The following is a 15136-nucleotide window of genomic DNA, read 5'->3' as shown; positions in this document are numbered from 1 at the left end:
GCCGCCCAGGCCTCATCAGACAGCCAGAACAAACGCGCCATGTCCACCTCCTGATCAGCCAAACCCGATCAGGAGACAAAAACGCCAACGAACGTAGAGAGTTGTTTGGGTTCCCTACCTAGGGTTAACGTGGGAGAAGGCAGCAGCCCACTTTCCCGTCTAAACAGCGCGTATGTACCAATCCGGAACCAGTGCGATGCTGGCTGCTGTTGCACTCGCCGGTCGGCGCGTGCTGGTCGTCGAGAACAACTACTGGATTGCCACGGAAATCGAGGACTGGCTGCTGTCGGCAGGCGCTGACGTGGCTGGCCCCGTGGCCAGCGTCGCAGATGCCATGGAGGCGATTACGGCCGGAGGCACTCCGGACGCGGCGGTGCTGGACGTCAATCTGCGGGAAGGTGAACTCGTCTACCCGTTAGCCCTCTGGCTGCACGACCACAGGGTCCCCTTCCTGTTCGCAACTGGGGTGGATCGCATCGGGGATCACCCGACCTTCCGGGATCGCCAGCGCCTCTGGAAGCCGCTTGTCCGTCATGAGTTGCTCCAAGCCATTAGTCACCTGATTGGTCCCTGGGAAAGGCAGGTTAGGCAGGATCTGTGAGGAGCGCGAAACATGCCGGACCACCGGCTTGAATGGGCGTGGCTGACCGGCAGACCCTTATAGCAGCAGCTCTGTCCACCACCCTCGATCGAGAAGGATTTAGCAACCAGCGTCCGCTTCCTGGAACCGTCCAGAAGCATCCGGACGGCCAGAGTGGGCGCTGAGCTGCGGTAGCCACGCCAGCTGATTAGCCGAGCAGTGTTCTCTGGTGATCCCATGCTGCGAGCCATGGCTCCATGGCCTGCGGTACGTCCGGCGCAGGATCACGCCCATCCAGCACCGCGTCCACGATCTCCGGCGCCAACAACGTTAGCCGCAGCAGCCGCCCCATGTACCCTCGGTCCAGGCGCTCAGCCTCGGCCATCTCGGTAAGGGCTTGGCGTGGCCGGACTTGTCCCCTCCGGCGTCACAACCGTCTTCCGCCTCGGCCGACGCCGAATGCGCGCCTCACTCGATTCTCCGGCAGCTCGGATCACTTCGAGCGTGATCCACTCCTGCACACACTGGCCGCCGGTGGTCTGGTGCGTTGTCTCAACCTGGAAGTAGAGGAGACCCGCTATGATGCTTTCCAGCCGTTTAGAACGTCTCGCGCTCCTCGCCACCGTCGCAGTCGGCTTGGGCGGGTGCGGCGTTGTGGCGCTGCCGTTCCGGGCTACCAGCGCCGTCGTCAAGATTGTGCCCGTTGCCGGTGACGTAGTTGCGGCCCCGCTAGACGTCACGGCGGACGTCGTCGACTAGAGGCATCGGCCGGCGGTCCTACCCGGACCACCGCGATCCCTTCCGCCGTGAAGGCGGATGTCCGATCTGTGGACCGTCGGCATTCATGAGCGCGATCCGCGCCTGCTCGACCAGAAAGAGACCGTTCCAGAGCGGCTCCAATTGGCGCAAGGCGTCCCGGGTCTCACACTCGGTCAGGTCCAGGTGAGCGGCCCGCGCCGCGCCCAGGAGCACACGACGATTTCTGGCTGACGTAGGATCTTTTGCGGCTTGCTGGATGGTACCCCCTCTGACATCCCCTGCACTGGTTACACGCCGTTCGTTTACAATACCGAACCTTTCATTGTAGTTTTCTTCGTGGCCGTCCGGTTCAGGAGCGGGAATGAAACGCCTCTGCTTGCAGCATCTCCTCGTTTTTGTCGTCCTGCTCGCCGGACCGGTAGCGCAGGCCGCCAGCTTCGATTGCTCTCAGGCGCGCAGCTCGGTGGAGCGAATGATTTGCGGCGATCCGGCCCTCTCCGCCCTCGATGAGCAGCTTGCGGCCGCGTACAGGACGGCGACATCGGCGGGCAACTCTCCACAAATCCGAACTGCGCAACGGGAATGGATGACGGAGCGAAATCGCTGTGCAGCGCCGTCCTGTGTTCGCAGCGCCTATGAGCGGCGCATCGCCGAGCTTTCTGCAAGCGAAGGGCGCCTGGAGGATCCTTCGCAAGGGCAGGCTGGGACACCGGGTGCCATCGCGGATGGTAAGTACTGCGTTTTTGGCAGCGGCAACTCGTATGACATGCTCCTGGCCAGGCAGGGAACCGACGGCGCTCTCAACTTCGCCCTGTCTTCCTGGGCGCCGAACGGGAGTCACTTCGGTGTCGCTGGCCTTGCGAGGCGCGTCAGTTCTGGTTGGCGTTACGAGGAGGGTATGAGATCGGCGGACCCAACCCAGCGCTGCGTTGTCGTTATCGCGCGGGCCATGGATGGCGCCTTCCGGATCTCAACGGTGGAGGGCGCACGTTGCGAGGCACTCGCCGGGCATGGGGCAACCCTTGAGGGGACACTCGTCATCCCGGCCGCCTCACGGGTCGGCGACGCGCCGGCCACTTTCTCGGCAGGAAGTCTGATGCAGATCGGCTGCGATCGGCCTGCCAGGTCCGGACGAGCCCGCCGCTGAAGGCCGTCTGCTCGGCACCGATTGGCGCTACTAGACACGGGGATGGGCTGATTTGTCCTGCTGCCGCCAATTGACAGGAAGCGTCTTGAGGAGCTTGGGAAGATGAAGAGGCGCTCGGCTGCGTCCATCTAGCAGTGCCTCCACGATCTCCGGCGCCAACAACGTTAGCCGCAGTAGCCGCCCCATGTACCCTCGGTCCAGGCGCTCAGCCTCGGCCATCTCGATGATGGAGGCGTAGCGTCCCTCGTCCAGCATGCGCTGGTGTGTACTCACCCTCGATATGCGCGTTGATGATACCTTGAGTTCCAAATGTAATAGGACTGAGCATACAGTGGAAGCCTATGGAGGGTGTAAAGCCCCGGACGGCAGCGGACACGGGGGCGGAGGAAGCCCGATGCACCAGAACGCCGAAGCGCACGGGATCTCGGCCCCAACCTGGGAGCAGCCATCCCTGAATCATACATGGCGACGGAGATCCATTCTCTCCGCAGCCGGCGTAGCCCTCGCAAGTAGTCATAGCTGGGCGCAAGACACCGCCGACTTCCCCTCCAAGCCACTTCGCATCGTTGTGGGGTTTGCGGCCGGCGGGCTCGCCGATATCACCGTCCGCGTGGTCGGCGAAGCGCTGTCGAAACGCCTGGGCCAGCAGGTGGTCATCGACAACCGCCCCGGTGGCGCCGGTACGCCCGCAGCGATGGCCGCATCCTCAGCCCCGCCGGACGGCTACACCTTAACCATTCTTAGCACCGGCAACGCGATCAACAAGACGCTGTTCCGCACCCTCCCCTACGATCCCATCACGGATTTCAGGCCGGTATCCTGCCTGGCCATCTTCGACCTGCTCCTCTTGGTCTCAGCCAACTCCCGCTTCAGGAGCATCGCCGACGTCCTCGCGGCCAAGCGAGATGGGCTCGCCATTGGCACGATCAGCCCGGGCAGCACCCAGAATCTTTCCGGTGAGTGGCTGCGCGTGGCGGCCGGCATGGACGCGACTGTGGTGCCCTATCGCAGCACCGCCGACGTGCTGACGGCAGTGCAGCGCGACGACGTGCAGATCGGCTTCGAGTCTTACGCAGCGTCTCGCAGCCTGCTTGAAGGCGGGCAGCTCCGCGCCATAGGCAGTACGGGCGCGCGGCGCTCCGCCTTGCTTCCGGACGTCCCTACACTGCATGAAAGCGGGCTGCCCGACTACGCCGTGGTGGGCTGGAACGCCCTTTTCGCGCCGGCCCGTACGCCCAGGCCTGCAATCGAGTTGTTGAACCGCCACATCACCGAGATCCTGAATTCGCAGGAGGTAAAGGCCCGACTTCTGGGATTGGGCATCGAGCCCGCGCCTAGCTCTCCAGATCAGATGGGCGCGCGCCTCAAGGAGGACGTCGCGACCTGGGCAAGCGTGATCGAGAAGGCGAAAGTCCAGCGGCAGTGATCGTCGCACCGGGAGGAAAGTCGCCATGAGGCAGCCCACCATTACCCGTAGGACCTTGCTGGGAGGCGCGGGCCTGGCTCTCGCCCGCCCCGCGCTCGCTGCCGGTTATCCCGACAGACCGATCCGGCTTATCATTCCCTTTCCGCCGGGCGGCACGGTGGACGTGACCGCCCGGCCCATCACGGCCGCTGTCTCCGAGATGCTCGGTCAGCCCATCGTCATCGACAACCAGCCCGGTGCCGGCGGCAATGTCGGCACACAACGCGTCGCGCGCTCCCCGGCCGATGGCTACACCCTGCTTTTCACCGCGCCGAACCACACCATCAACCCAGGGCTGATGCCGAATGCCGGCTTCGACCCGCAGAAGGATTTCGCGCCAATCTCCCTCTGCGCCCAGATTCCCGAGATCCTGGTCTGCCATAAGGATGCACCCTTCAGGACGTTCCAGGAATTCGTCACCTATGCGCGCGCCCATCCGCGCGAACTGACCTACTCCTCTGCCGGCATCGGGTCGCACCCGCATGTGACGATGGAGTTGCTCCTGCACCGCCTCGGCCTGGAGGTGCTTCATGTTCCCTACCGGGGCGCGGCTCCTGCCTTCACTGACCTGGTCGCGGGCCGCGTGCAGCTGAAGCTGGACTCCTATGCCACATCGGCGTCGCAGATTGAGGCTGGCGCCATCCGCGTGCTCGCCATCGCCAGCCCGCAACGCTCCCCCGCCAAGCCCGACGTGCCGACCATCGCCGAACTGGGCTTGCCTGGCTTCGAGGGGATCCTCTGGATGGGCTATCTGGCACCATCCGGCACACCTACTGACACCGTCGAACGCTTCGCAAAGGCCGCACAGGAGGCCGTGAAGTCCTCCGCCGTCGAGCGTGCGCTGGTGCAGCAAGGCGTCGAGCCGGTGGGCAGCACGCCCGGTGCCTTTGCCGCCAGGATTGCGCAGGAGATCCCGCAATGGCGCGAGGTCATCCGTGACGCGAACATTCGCCCGGAGTGATGCGATGAGCCCGCCGCTGACACCCCCGCCCGACCGGATCCCCAAGAAGCCTCAGCTGCGGTGCCCCCCGGGATCGGTGGACTGCCAGGTCCACCTCTTCGGCCCGGCCAGCGAGTACCCTTTCGATCCCGGCAGCAAGTATATCTCCGAGGACATGCTCCCAGAGGACTCCATCCGGGTGCAGGACATCCTCGGCCTGGACCATGCCGTCATCGTCAGCGGTGGCGGTTACGGTATGGATACGCGGCATCTCTGCGACACGCTCATGCGCTTCCCTGACCGTTTCCGCGGCGTCGCTCTTCTCCCGGGCGACACTGCCGAAGCGGAGATGCAGCGGCTGCACGGGTTGGGTGTGCGCGGCACGCGCTTCGTCAGCCCGCGACACGGCACACACCTCCCACAGATGTCCGAGCGCGTGGCCACCATGGCCGCCGAGTTAGGCTGGGTCATCCAGTTCTATCCGGGCCAGGGCGAGCTGGAGAGCTTCGCCGAGCGGCTCCTCGCCCTGCCCGGCCGCATCGTCCTGGACCACTTCGCTGCCATCCCCGCCGCGGGCGGAACGGACCAGCCGGCTTTCAGGACGCTGCTCCGGATGCTCGACACGGGCCGTGTCTGGGTCCGCATCTCGGGCCCGATGCGCTGCACGAAGGAAGATTTCCCGTATCCCTCCGTCACACCGATCGCGCAGGCGCTTGTCGCCCATGCTCCCGAGCGGCTGGTCTGGGGCTCGGACTGGCCGCACGTCAACATGGTCGGCCGCGCCATGCCGAATGACGGCGACCTGCTGGATCTGCTGCTCGATTGGTGCCCGGACGAGATCGTGCGGAACCGCATCCTCTCCGATCAGGCGCGGGACCTCTATGACTTCCCCTCGCCCGGTTCCAGGCAGGAGATCAATCGCTGAAATAGAGGCGCAGCGGGGTCTCGCCGGCGATCTGCTGGCGGACCCGTTCGTCTGGCACCCAGTCCTCCAAGGTCGCGATCGCGTCCGCGTAGGTCACGCGGTCCTCAAAGGCGGCGAAGGGCCAGTCGCTTCCCCAAACCAGGCGCTCGCCGCCCGCGACGCGCAGCAGCGCGGCCGCATATTCCCGAGCCTCCTCGGCCGATGGCATTCGATAGCCGGCCGAGATCTTCACCCAGGTATTGCCGCGCTCTACCGCCGCCAGCATGGCCTTGAAGCCCGGTGAGTTGATACCCTGGGCTGGGTCAGGCCGGCCGAAGTGGTCGATAACGAGCTTAACGCCAGCTTCCTCGGCGCCTTCGATCACTGCGGGCAAATCATGGCTCTCTGCTAGGACGTGCACGTGCCAATTCAGATCGCGGACGCGGCGCAGCAGCCGCCGGTACTCCGGCGACTTCAAGTCAGGCGGGCTGGCCACGTGGCGGTAGAAGATACGGATGCCGACGATACCGTCCTCCTTCATCCTCTCCATTCGATAAAAGTCCGCCTCAGGTGGCAGGATGACCGTGCCGCGGAGACGCTTATGCCGTCGCGTCGCTCGGATCGTGTAGTCGTTATACTCCCCGTACATGCTGGCTGCTGCGATCACACCGAAGGTAACGCCGTACGCATCCATAATGGCCAGGAAGCCCTCGGGCGTCGCATCGAATGGTGGCTGATGCCAAGCTCCCGCGACGCGCGGCATGTCTGTCATGTAGAGATGAAAATGCGTGTCGATGATGGGGTGCACGGTCATGCGATCAGGCCCAGCTTCTAAGACGTCGCTGACGTCAAGGACGGCGCGCGAGGCGGGACTAGACCACCAAGCCCGGAGGGCAGCAAGGCCGCGGCAGAGCAACTCTCCCGGGGACGAACGTAGTGAAGCTCACCCAAACAGTGCCAGTTGCTGCTCCTTCCAGTTCATCGAGAGCGGGTCCATCGGCAATGGCAAGCTGATCCGGTCGGGCTGTTTCCCATCTAACAAGGCCTGAACAATCTCCGGCGCTAGCAGTGTCAGGCGAAGCAAGCTTCCAAGGTTTCCCCGGTCTAGACGCTCAGCTTCAGCAATCTCGGCCATGGAGGAGTAGCGCTCTTTGTCGAGCATGCGCCGGTACCGGAAAGCACGGGGTAAGGCTTTGTCCAGCGCCGGATCAGTGCGGGTCGAGACGGCGGGGGCGCGCACGTTCGCCCCCACCCCTTCCGGCGTCACAAAAGTCTTCCGCACTGGCCGCCGCCAGATGCGGAGGGGCACCTGGACCCTGATGCTGACCGGGCGGGTAACGCTCATTCGGCCGCCTCCAACACCTGCGCCCTACCCACCCCAGATCCCGGATGAGGCTGGCCAGTTCCTCCTCTCGAAGCCAGCGGCTCAACCCTCTTGCTCCGCCTAAGGGTTCGTGCCGTCCTGTTTCCGTGTCGTGGAGACGACATCAGGAGGGATACGGCCATGCTGACCCGACGACATGTCCTTGTGGCCGTTGCTGGCGCCCTGGGATCCAGCGCCCGTCCTCGGCCAGCTGATGCACAGGCCTGGCCGACACGCCCCATTCGGATGATCGTGGCCTTCGCGCCTGGTGGCTTCACCGACATCGCGGCCAGGCTCCTGGCCGAGCGGCTCTCCGTCGCTCTCGGGCAGCCGGTCACGGTGGATAACCGGGCCGGTGCAGCCGGTATCATCGGCACAGAGGCCGCGGCACGGAGTGCCCCGGACGGCTACACGGTGCTAATGGGGACGATCAGTACCCACGCGATGAACGTGGGCCTCTACCGGAACCTGACCTACGATCCCATGGCCGACTTTGCGCCCGTCTCTGGTGTCGCGACCAGCCCCAATCTCCTCGTCGCCCATCCGTCCAAGGGCATCCGGGACGTGGCAGGCCTCATCGAGCGCGCCAAAGCGGAGCCGGGCGTGCTGAGTTACGGCTCGGGCGGCAACGGTACATCGAGCCATCTCGCGGGAGAGCTTTTCAAGTCTCTCGCCGGCGTGGACCTGCTGCACGTGCCGTCTCGCAGCACGGCGCCTGCGGCATCGGCCGTACTCGCAGGGCAGGTTGACCTCATGTTCGATACTCTGCCGTCCTCCCTGCCGCACGCACGCGAGGGCCGGCTCACACCGCTCGGCGTGACCTCGACGCGGCGCTTGGCGGAGCTACCGATCATTCCGGCGGTAGCCGAGACCGTGCCCGGCTTCGAGATGGGGGTTTGGACGGCTCTGTTCGTTCCTGCCGCAACGCCTCGGCCGATCATTGACCGGCTGAACGCCGCGACGCGGGATGCTCTGCCTCAGATCAGTGGCCGTTTCGCCGAGCTTGGCCTGGAGCCCCTCACCTTGGGCCCGCAGGACACGACCACTTATTTACGTGCTGAGATTGGCAAGTGGACGCAAGTGATCCGGAGTGCCGGGATCTCCGCCGATTGAATGGGTGTTCGGCAGATCTCCCTCTTAACGCCCTATTAAGCACCCGGAGGGCATCCCTCTCCGGCTCGTTCCACAATCGGACGAGCTGGCCGGCACCCTCCGCCCATTCTGCCCATGACTTTCGGGCCGTGATGACGGGCAGTGGGAAGGCAGCACGTGGCATCAGAACTCCAGCACCTCCAAGCGCTCGCGGACGCTTGCCTGAACTTTGCCGCCGCTGCCCCGAACCAAACCAGTCAGAATATCCTGCTGGATTTGGCCGAGCATTACCTGACAATCGCCCTGAAGCTGGACGGCGAAAGTTCAGCCGCCACACCGAAAGAGAGGATAACGCGAGCGCTCGACAGTCCGCCCAACTCGCTCGATCCGTTCTCTGGCCCGTGCACTTCGCTAACCTATCGCTGGCCATCCTAGCCCGGGTTGGGCTTACCCAGGCCAGCACCGCAAGCGTTCAGTGTGCCACTTGTTGAATGGCCCGGAGCGATGTGGTCGCAGCATCATACTAGCACTGCGCGCTGCGGTAGCCCTCTCGCCCTTCCTCAAGAGGCCTCAGTTTGGCGCCAGGGACGTCCTTCGTGAGACGCCACCACCAGACCCGGGAGCTGTGTCCTCGGCGCTCCACGATAATCTGGACATCGCACAGGGGAAGTCGTGCACGCATAAGGAACTTCCACCGTTTTGGGCTTGCTCGTCCGGTACGGGTAGCCGGTCTCTAGTTTATAGCCCCTTACCGGTCGTACGTCCCTTTCACCGATTAGCCCGCCTCCGCAGTAGGTCCGGCTTAACTCTCACTGTGCTTTCTGCCGCGTGAGGGCTGCTCGTCACTCCCACAAGGGTGTAGCGGCTCGGACCGGCATGGTGACGCGAACCCTCCCATGCCGCTCCACCTCACAAAGGCAGGCTGCCAACACAGCTGTGCACTCACTGAACCACTGAACCAAGCGTTCAAACGACATGAGCGTTCCAACCACCTCTTGTGTGGAATGCGGAGAATTCCCCTTCGTTCCGATCGGCAGGAATGGAACAGTCCCTGCCCCTCTGCACAACCGTCGTGACAGATAATCAGATTGGGGCTACAGAGTTAGTTTAGATAGATTGAGGAACGCAGCGTGGCGAAGAACGAGATCAACTTGGACAACCTGAGCGTTCCCGGACTCCAACAGCTGATTGAAGATGCAAAGGCAGTGTTGGAAGGCAAGAAGCAGGGTGCTAAGGCTCAGCTGATCGAGGAAATGCGCGAGAAAGCTGCGCAGCTTGGCCTCGACCTGGGCGATCTCCTCAAGCAGCCTGGCCCGCACACGAATGTCCGTAAGCCTCGCAGCGATGCTGGCAAGGCTGTTGCCGCCAAGTACCGTGGTCCTGAGGGCGAGACCTGGACCGGTCGCGGCCGCATGCCGCGCTGGCTGACTGACGCCATGCACCACGGCAAGACGAAAGAAGACTTCGCGGTTTGAAGCGAGAGGTGCACGCACTCGGCACGGCCCGATGGGCGCGGCCTCTCGCAAGAGGTTCCGCCCGTCCATCGCGACCGTCAGGCCAGTGCTGATCGTTGCTGCGCCCAACTTGCTGGAAGTGAGGCTATCAGCGATGGGAGATGCAGTGGCTCGGATGGCTGTCCGTCCAGCAATGCCTCGACGATGTCAGGCGCCAGCAGCGTCAGCTGCAGCAGCCGCCCCATATACCCTCGGTCCAGGCGCTCAGCCTCCGCCATCTCTGTGATGGACGCGTACTGCCCCTCATCAAGCATGCGCTGGTACCGAAAGGCCCGGGCCAATGCTTTCACCAGGGCAGGATCAGCGCGGGTCGGGATCGCCGAGGTAGGTGACGCCGGACTCACCCCCTCCGGCGTGACCACCGTCTTCCGCCCCGGGCGGCGCCGAATGCGTAGCGGCACCTGGACCGTGAGGCTTGCAGGGTGCGTGGCGCTCATTCCGCCGCCTCCAGCACCGGTGTGCCGCTAGCCCCGAGATCCCGCACAAGACTGGCCAGCCCCTCGACCCGGAGCCGGATGTCAGCCCCCGTGCTCGACACCGTCACCCTCTCGACCAGGAGCCCGATGATCCGCGCCTGCTCGGCCGGGAAGAGCTCGTCCCAGAGCGGCTCCAGCTGGTGCAAGGCGTCCCTCGTCTCTCCCTCGGTCAGGTCGGGGGCACTGACGCGCGCCGCTGCCCAGGTGCCCACGACGATCTCGGGCTGGCGCAGGAGGGCGCGGACCTGGGTGATGACGGCGCCCTCGATCTCCGCGGCTGAGATGCGCCGGACGAGGTCAGGGCTGTCCTCCGGCCCCTTTGTCCCCTTCAGCGCGCTCTGGCTGACGTAGTACCGGTACAGCCGCCCCCTCCGCCGCGTGTGGGTGGGCGACATGGCCCGACCGTCCGCACCATAGAGCAGCCCCTTCAGCAGCGCCGGCGTCTGGTTCCGATTAGCATTGCCCCGGAGCTTGGGGTGCTGGGCCAGCACGGCATGCACCTGGTCCCAGACCGCCCGGTCGACAACAGGCTCGTGCTCCCCGCGGTAGACCTTCCCCTTGTGCACCGCCTCACCGACGTAGGTGCGGTTCGCCAGCAGCTTGTAGACGTCGCCCTTGTTCAGAAGCCGCCCCGTCTTGCTGGTGCGCTCCTCGGCCTGGAGCTGGTGGGCGGTCTCAGTGCCGGACCGGGATTTCAGGAACAGCTCGAACACCCGCCGGACCGTCTCTGCCTCGGCGGCGTTGACCACCAGCTTCCGCTCCCGGACATCGTACCCGAGCGGGACCTTGCCTCCCATCCACATGCCGCGCGCCCGCGAGGCCGCGAACTTGTCCCGGATCCGCTCGCCGATCACCTCGCGCTCGAACTGCGCGAAGCTGAGGAGGATGTTGAGGGTAAGGCGCCCCATGCTGGTCGTGGTGTTAAATGACTGGGTCACTGAGACGAAGGTAACCCCGTGCGCCTCGAAGGTCTCTACCAGGCGAGAGAAGTCCATCAGGGACCGGCTCAGGCGATCAATCTTGTAGACTACCACCACATCGACCTCACCGCGCTCAATGTCGCGGAGCAGGCGCTGCAGGGACGGGCGTTCCAGGCTCCCGCCCGAGAAGCCGCCGTCATCGTAGTGGTCCCGCACAAGGGTCCATCCCTCTGCCCGCTGGCTGGCCACGTAGGCCTCGCAGGCGTCTCGCTGGGCATCGAGGGTGTTGAACTCGCGGTCGAGCCCCTCATCCGTGCTCTTGCGGGTGTAGACGGCGCAACGGAGCCGGCGGGGTGGCGAGTACGCGGGCACCGCCTCCGAGGAGCGATCCTGGCGACGGCTCATACGCCCCTCCCCTGGCTCTTCAGGCCAAAGAACACCCAGCCATTCCACCGTGTGCCGGTAATGTGCCGCGCCACTGCCGAGAGGGATTGGTACGGTCGCCCCTCGTACTCGAAGCCATCCCGCAGAACCGTGACGGTGTGCTCCACGCCCTGCCACTCCCGGATCAGGCGCGTGCCGGCCAGCGGGCGGCTGTCCGCCCGGATCCGGCGCAGGACCACGTTACCGCCGTCCAGTTGCTCGCCCAGCGCCTCCAGGCGGGCCCGGGTCTCAGGCTTCAGCCCCCCGTAAGCGAGTTCCTGGACGCGATAGGCCAGGCGGCTCTGAAGATAGGTCCGATTGAACGGGGGCGGCTCCTTGCCGAACAGCTCGCGCCACTGCTGCTTCAGCTGCAGGGTGGGCGTAGCCTTCAGGGCAGCGAGGCGGCCCAGCACGTCTGCGGGTGAGGGGCATGACACCCGAGATGCTGGTGGGTTTGGTGGGTTTCGGTGGGTTTGACCCCGGTACCCCGCGCGAACTGTCAGTTGGATCACCTTCTCCGGCATGCACGCATGTGCATGGACAGTTTCGTGGGGGTGATCGGGATGAACCCACCAAAACCCACCAAACCCACCAGGGGCTCTCGCCGGAGCAGCGAGGGGCGGGACGGCGCGTCTCTCGTCGGGAACTGAAATCAGCATCAGAGTAAACGGGCCGGCGAGGCACGGGCGGGTGCCTACAAGCCGGCCCTAACCGCACACCCACTAGGAGGAGCGAGCGGCGGCTGCGTGGGGGCGTAGCGCGTGAACGCCGGGAGAGCCATTCGCGCCAGTTAGGTCCGGTGCTGAGGAAGGATCGCAGACAAAGGAACCGCCGCGAAAAGCTGTCGTATCGCATTCGCATAGGCCTGCTTGGTATCCTGCCGCGTGCTCCCGAGGAGGCGCGCCATGCCCGCGACAACCAGCGCCATGCTCCCGCCCTACAAGGGACAGCCCTGATGGCGATGCCACGCTACACGCCCACCGAGGAGCAGCGCCGGGTGGTCAAGACCATGGCCGCCTACGGTATCCCGCAGGACGCCATCGCCAAGGTCGTTCACTGCTCCGAGCCCACGCTGCGTCGGGCCTATCGATACGAACTTGACACCGCCGTGCATGAGGCGAACACCCGGGTCGCGCAGTGCCTCTACCAGCAGGCCACCACGCCGGGGATCGTCGCCGCCTCCATCTTCTGGCTCAAGGCCCGCGCAGGCTGGCGCGAGAAACAGGTGCACGAGATCAGCGGTCCCGAGGGCAAGCCGATCGAGCCCGCCAGGATCGTCTACGCCTGGTACCCCGGCGACCCGCTGCTGGAAGGCCCTATGGAGGTGAAGCACCAATGAGCCACCCCTTTCAGCCCAATTTTCCCCCCTACAAGCCGCTCCCCGTCGCCGAGCTGATCCCCTATGCCCGGAACGCTCGCACGCATTCCCCGGCCCAGGTCGCCCAAATCGCGGCGTCCATCCGCGAATTCGGCTGGACCAACCCCGTCCTGGTCGACGGCGAGCGGGGCGTTATCGCCGGGCATGGTCGTCTGCTCGCCGCCCGCCAGCTCGGCATGACCGAGGTGCCGACGCTGGAGCTGTCCCACCTGACGCCAGCGCAACGCCGAGCCTACGTCCTCGCCGACAACCGCCTGGCGCTGTCGGCCGGGTGGGACGAGGATCTGCTACGGGTGGAGCTGGCCGAGCTCGGGGCGGACGGCTTCGACTTGGAGCTGACGGGATTCGACTCCGACGAGATCGCGGGGTTCCTGGCCGAGCCGATCTCAGGGCTGACCGACCCGGACGAGGTCCCCTCCCCGCCCGAAGTGCCCGTCTCCGCACTCGGCGACATCTGGCTTCTCGGCCATTACCGCCTCGTCTGCGGGGACTGCACCGCCCCTGGGGTGGTCGAGGCGGCACTCGGCGGAGTCCGGCCGCACCTCATGGTCACCGACCCGCCTTACGGCGTCGATTACGATCCCTCCTGGCGCAACGAGGCGCTGGAGGGCAGCAAGACCCAGCGCACGGGCAAGGTGCTGAATGACCACCGGGCCGACTGGCGCGAGGCCTGGGCGCTATTCCCCGGCGACGTGGCCTATGTCTGGCATGGGGCACTGCACGCCGGGACGGTGGCCGAGAGCCTGATCTCCTGTGGGTTCGAGATCCGCGCTCAGATCATCTGGGCCAAGGAGCGGCTGGTGCTGGGCCGCGGCCACTACCACTGGCAGCACGAGCCCGCCTGGTACGCCGTGCGGGCCAGCACCAAGGGCCACTGGTCCGGCGACCGCAAGCAGACCACCCTCTGGTCCATCCCGTCCCGCGACCAGGACACCGACACCGCCCACGGCACCCAGAAGCCGGTCGAGTCCATGCGCCGGCCGATCGAGAACAACTCCTCCCCGGGTCAGGCCGTGTACGAGCCCTTCTCGGGATCCGGCACCACCCTGATCGCCGCGGAGATGGGAGGACGGGCCTGCCACGCCGTCGAGCTGTCCCCCGCCTATGTCGATGTGGCCGTGCTGCGCTGGCACGCCTTCACGGGGCAGAAGGCACGGCTGGAGGGGGATGGGGCGACCTTTGCCCAGGTCCGGGCCGAGCGGACTGCCCTGGCGCCTAAGGGCGCCTGAGGTGCCCCAGGGCCACGTCTTCGAGGCGACGGACGACCAGCGCCGGACGGTGCGAGCGATGTCCGGCTACGGGGTACCCCACGACGACATCGCGACGCTGCTGCGGATCGACCCCAAGACGCTCCGCAAGCACTTCCGCTGGGAACTCGACAGCGGCTCCATCGAGGCCACGGCCAAGGTCGGCCAGAGCCTCTACCGCATGGCGACCGAGGGCGGGTTAGTCGCGGCCGCGATCTTCTGGATGAAGGCGAGAGCCGGCTGGCGGGAGAAGCACGACGTGACCGTCCAGGCCGAAATAACGGACCCGGATGGGGCGCGGCAGCGCGTTGCCCGCCGGATCGAAGCTCTGGTGTCCCGGCTGCCCGACGACCCGGTCGAGGCGTCCCGCGTCTACCAGCACCTCATTCAGGGGAGGGCCGAGTGAGCCAGGGCGTGCCCTCTTAGCTGATCAAGGAGCAGCGGAAGACCGTGCGCATCATGTTGGGCTTTGGCATCCCCGCAAGCCGAGATCCCGATCCCGCTCGACCCAGGCGGATACGCCCGGGGCTGGTCGGGCAGCTGCTGGACAAGATGGTGCGAGGGAGCGCGCGAAAGCGAGAGCTGGGCGAGCGGAAACAAGGATACGGGCGGTGGTTCGACAGGGAGGACGAGCGTGTGTCGTGGAAGACGGCGTGACATCGGTCGGTACCGGGAGGTGACTACCCACGAGCCGAATGGCACCTTCGCACGTTCTGCTCATCGCACTCACGTCGGAACGACATCAAGGACCGCTTCCTAAATGCCAGCCACGACACCGACAGTACCGCCCCCCCGACCGGGCAGCCTTAGTGACCGTTTGAGAATGGCTTGGCGCGACGTGGGCGAGATGATTCAAGCTCGGGATGTGGACCCGAGAGACGCGCCGCCGGATGGCCGAAGTCGCCCGCAAGACGAAGCGCTACCCATC

The 15136-nt window shown here is 65.5% G+C and carries 17 protein-coding genes; 12 read left to right on the top strand and 5 right to left on the bottom strand.

Going from position 1 to position 15136, the window contains the following annotated elements:
* Positions 1–196: 196 nt before the first annotated feature.
* The 7 genes from J5Y10_RS27125 to J5Y10_RS27095 all read left to right on the top strand — a co-directional run bounded on the left by J5Y10_RS27125 (position 197) and on the right by J5Y10_RS27095 (position 5816).
* Positions 197–601, top strand: a complete 405-nt coding sequence (locus tag J5Y10_RS27125; RefSeq protein ID WP_209377270.1) for a response regulator — start codon at positions 197–199, stop codon at positions 599–601.
* A gap of 558 nt (positions 602–1159) precedes the next feature.
* Entirely contained in the window at positions 1160–1339 is a 180-nt protein-coding gene (locus J5Y10_RS27120; protein WP_245215151.1) for a DUF6726 family protein, read from the top strand.
* A gap of 57 nt (positions 1340–1396) precedes the next feature.
* Complete coding sequence (locus tag J5Y10_RS27115) at positions 1397–1570, top strand: hypothetical protein (protein ID WP_209377269.1); 174 nt, start codon at positions 1397–1399, stop codon at positions 1568–1570.
* A 130-nt stretch (positions 1571–1700) separates the two neighbouring features.
* Positions 1701–2486, top strand: coding sequence for a lysozyme inhibitor LprI family protein (locus J5Y10_RS27110; RefSeq protein ID WP_209377268.1), 786 nt, complete (start codon positions 1701–1703; stop codon positions 2484–2486).
* A gap of 394 nt (positions 2487–2880) precedes the next feature.
* A complete protein-coding gene (locus tag J5Y10_RS27105; RefSeq protein WP_209377267.1) occupies positions 2881–3912 on the top strand; it encodes a Bug family tripartite tricarboxylate transporter substrate binding protein in 1032 nt (343 codons plus the stop codon).
* Positions 3913–3937: 25 nt separating this feature from the next.
* A complete protein-coding gene (locus J5Y10_RS27100) occupies positions 3938–4912 on the top strand; it encodes a Bug family tripartite tricarboxylate transporter substrate binding protein (protein ID WP_209377266.1) in 975 nt (324 codons plus the stop codon).
* Between the two features lie 4 nt (positions 4913–4916).
* The gene (locus tag J5Y10_RS27095) at positions 4917–5816 is read left to right on the top strand and encodes an amidohydrolase family protein (protein WP_209377265.1); all 900 of its coding nucleotides are present in this window, start codon (positions 4917–4919) and stop codon (positions 5814–5816) included.
* Here the strand turns inward: J5Y10_RS27095 and J5Y10_RS27090 are convergent.
* Both J5Y10_RS27090 and J5Y10_RS27085 read right to left on the bottom strand, forming a co-directional pair.
* The gene (locus J5Y10_RS27090; RefSeq protein ID WP_209377264.1) at positions 5806–6609 is read right to left on the bottom strand and encodes an amidohydrolase family protein; all 804 of its coding nucleotides are present in this window, start codon (positions 6607–6609) and stop codon (positions 5806–5808) included. The two genes, J5Y10_RS27095 and J5Y10_RS27090, sit on opposite strands and share 11 nt — an antisense overlap.
* A gap of 129 nt (positions 6610–6738) precedes the next feature.
* Positions 6739–7140: a hypothetical protein gene (locus tag J5Y10_RS27085; protein ID WP_209377263.1), complete on the bottom strand. Its 402-nt coding sequence runs from the start codon at positions 7138–7140 to the stop codon at positions 6739–6741.
* A 264-nt stretch (positions 7141–7404) separates the two neighbouring features.
* Between J5Y10_RS27085 and J5Y10_RS27080 the strand changes: the two genes are divergently transcribed.
* Both J5Y10_RS27080 and J5Y10_RS27075 read left to right on the top strand, forming a co-directional pair.
* Positions 7405–8271 (top strand): tripartite tricarboxylate transporter substrate binding protein, encoded by an 867-nt coding sequence (locus J5Y10_RS27080; RefSeq protein WP_209377262.1) that lies wholly within the window; start codon positions 7405–7407, stop codon positions 8269–8271.
* Between the two features lie 1109 nt (positions 8272–9380).
* Complete coding sequence (locus J5Y10_RS27075; RefSeq protein WP_209377261.1) at positions 9381–9725, top strand: H-NS histone family protein; 345 nt, start codon at positions 9381–9383, stop codon at positions 9723–9725.
* A gap of 77 nt (positions 9726–9802) precedes the next feature.
* Here J5Y10_RS27075 and J5Y10_RS27070 read toward each other — a convergent pair whose 3' ends face one another.
* From J5Y10_RS27070 to J5Y10_RS27060, 3 genes are read right to left on the bottom strand one after another with little or no spacing between them, the layout of a single operon-like run.
* The gene (locus J5Y10_RS27070) at positions 9803–10201 is read right to left on the bottom strand and encodes a hypothetical protein (RefSeq protein WP_209377260.1); all 399 of its coding nucleotides are present in this window, start codon (positions 10199–10201) and stop codon (positions 9803–9805) included.
* Positions 10198–11565, bottom strand: a complete 1368-nt coding sequence (locus tag J5Y10_RS27065; protein ID WP_209377259.1) for a recombinase family protein — start codon at positions 11563–11565, stop codon at positions 10198–10200. The genes J5Y10_RS27070 and J5Y10_RS27065 overlap by 4 nt, the downstream gene beginning before the upstream one ends.
* Positions 11562–12020, bottom strand: a complete 459-nt coding sequence (locus J5Y10_RS27060) for a DUF2924 domain-containing protein (RefSeq protein ID WP_342453041.1) — start codon at positions 12018–12020, stop codon at positions 11562–11564. Before J5Y10_RS27060 ends, J5Y10_RS27065 begins: the two co-directional genes overlap by 4 nt.
* Positions 12021–12538: 518 nt before the next feature.
* On the opposite strand from J5Y10_RS27060, the gene J5Y10_RS27055 reads away from it, so the two are divergent.
* Genes J5Y10_RS27055 through J5Y10_RS27045 form a run of 3 tightly spaced genes read left to right on the top strand, consistent with a single transcriptional unit; the run spans position 12539 to position 14614 of the window.
* Complete coding sequence (locus J5Y10_RS27055; RefSeq protein ID WP_209377257.1) at positions 12539–12922, top strand: hypothetical protein; 384 nt, start codon at positions 12539–12541, stop codon at positions 12920–12922.
* A complete protein-coding gene (locus tag J5Y10_RS27050) occupies positions 12919–14190 on the top strand; it encodes a site-specific DNA-methyltransferase (protein ID WP_209377256.1) in 1272 nt (423 codons plus the stop codon). The genes J5Y10_RS27055 and J5Y10_RS27050 overlap by 4 nt, the downstream gene beginning before the upstream one ends.
* A 1-nt stretch (position 14191) precedes the next feature.
* On the top strand, positions 14192–14614 hold the full coding sequence (locus J5Y10_RS27045) for a hypothetical protein (RefSeq protein WP_209377255.1): 423 nt from the start codon (positions 14192–14194) through the stop codon (positions 14612–14614).
* The last annotated feature ends 522 nt before the right edge of the window (positions 14615–15136 follow it).

The organism is Roseomonas indoligenes (assembly GCF_017813365.1).
Classification (GTDB): Bacteria; Pseudomonadota; Alphaproteobacteria; order Acetobacterales; family Acetobacteraceae; genus Roseomonas; species Roseomonas indoligenes.
The sequence above is the reverse complement of the archived record's forward strand: the minus strand, read 5'-3'. Positions and strand labels throughout refer to the sequence as shown.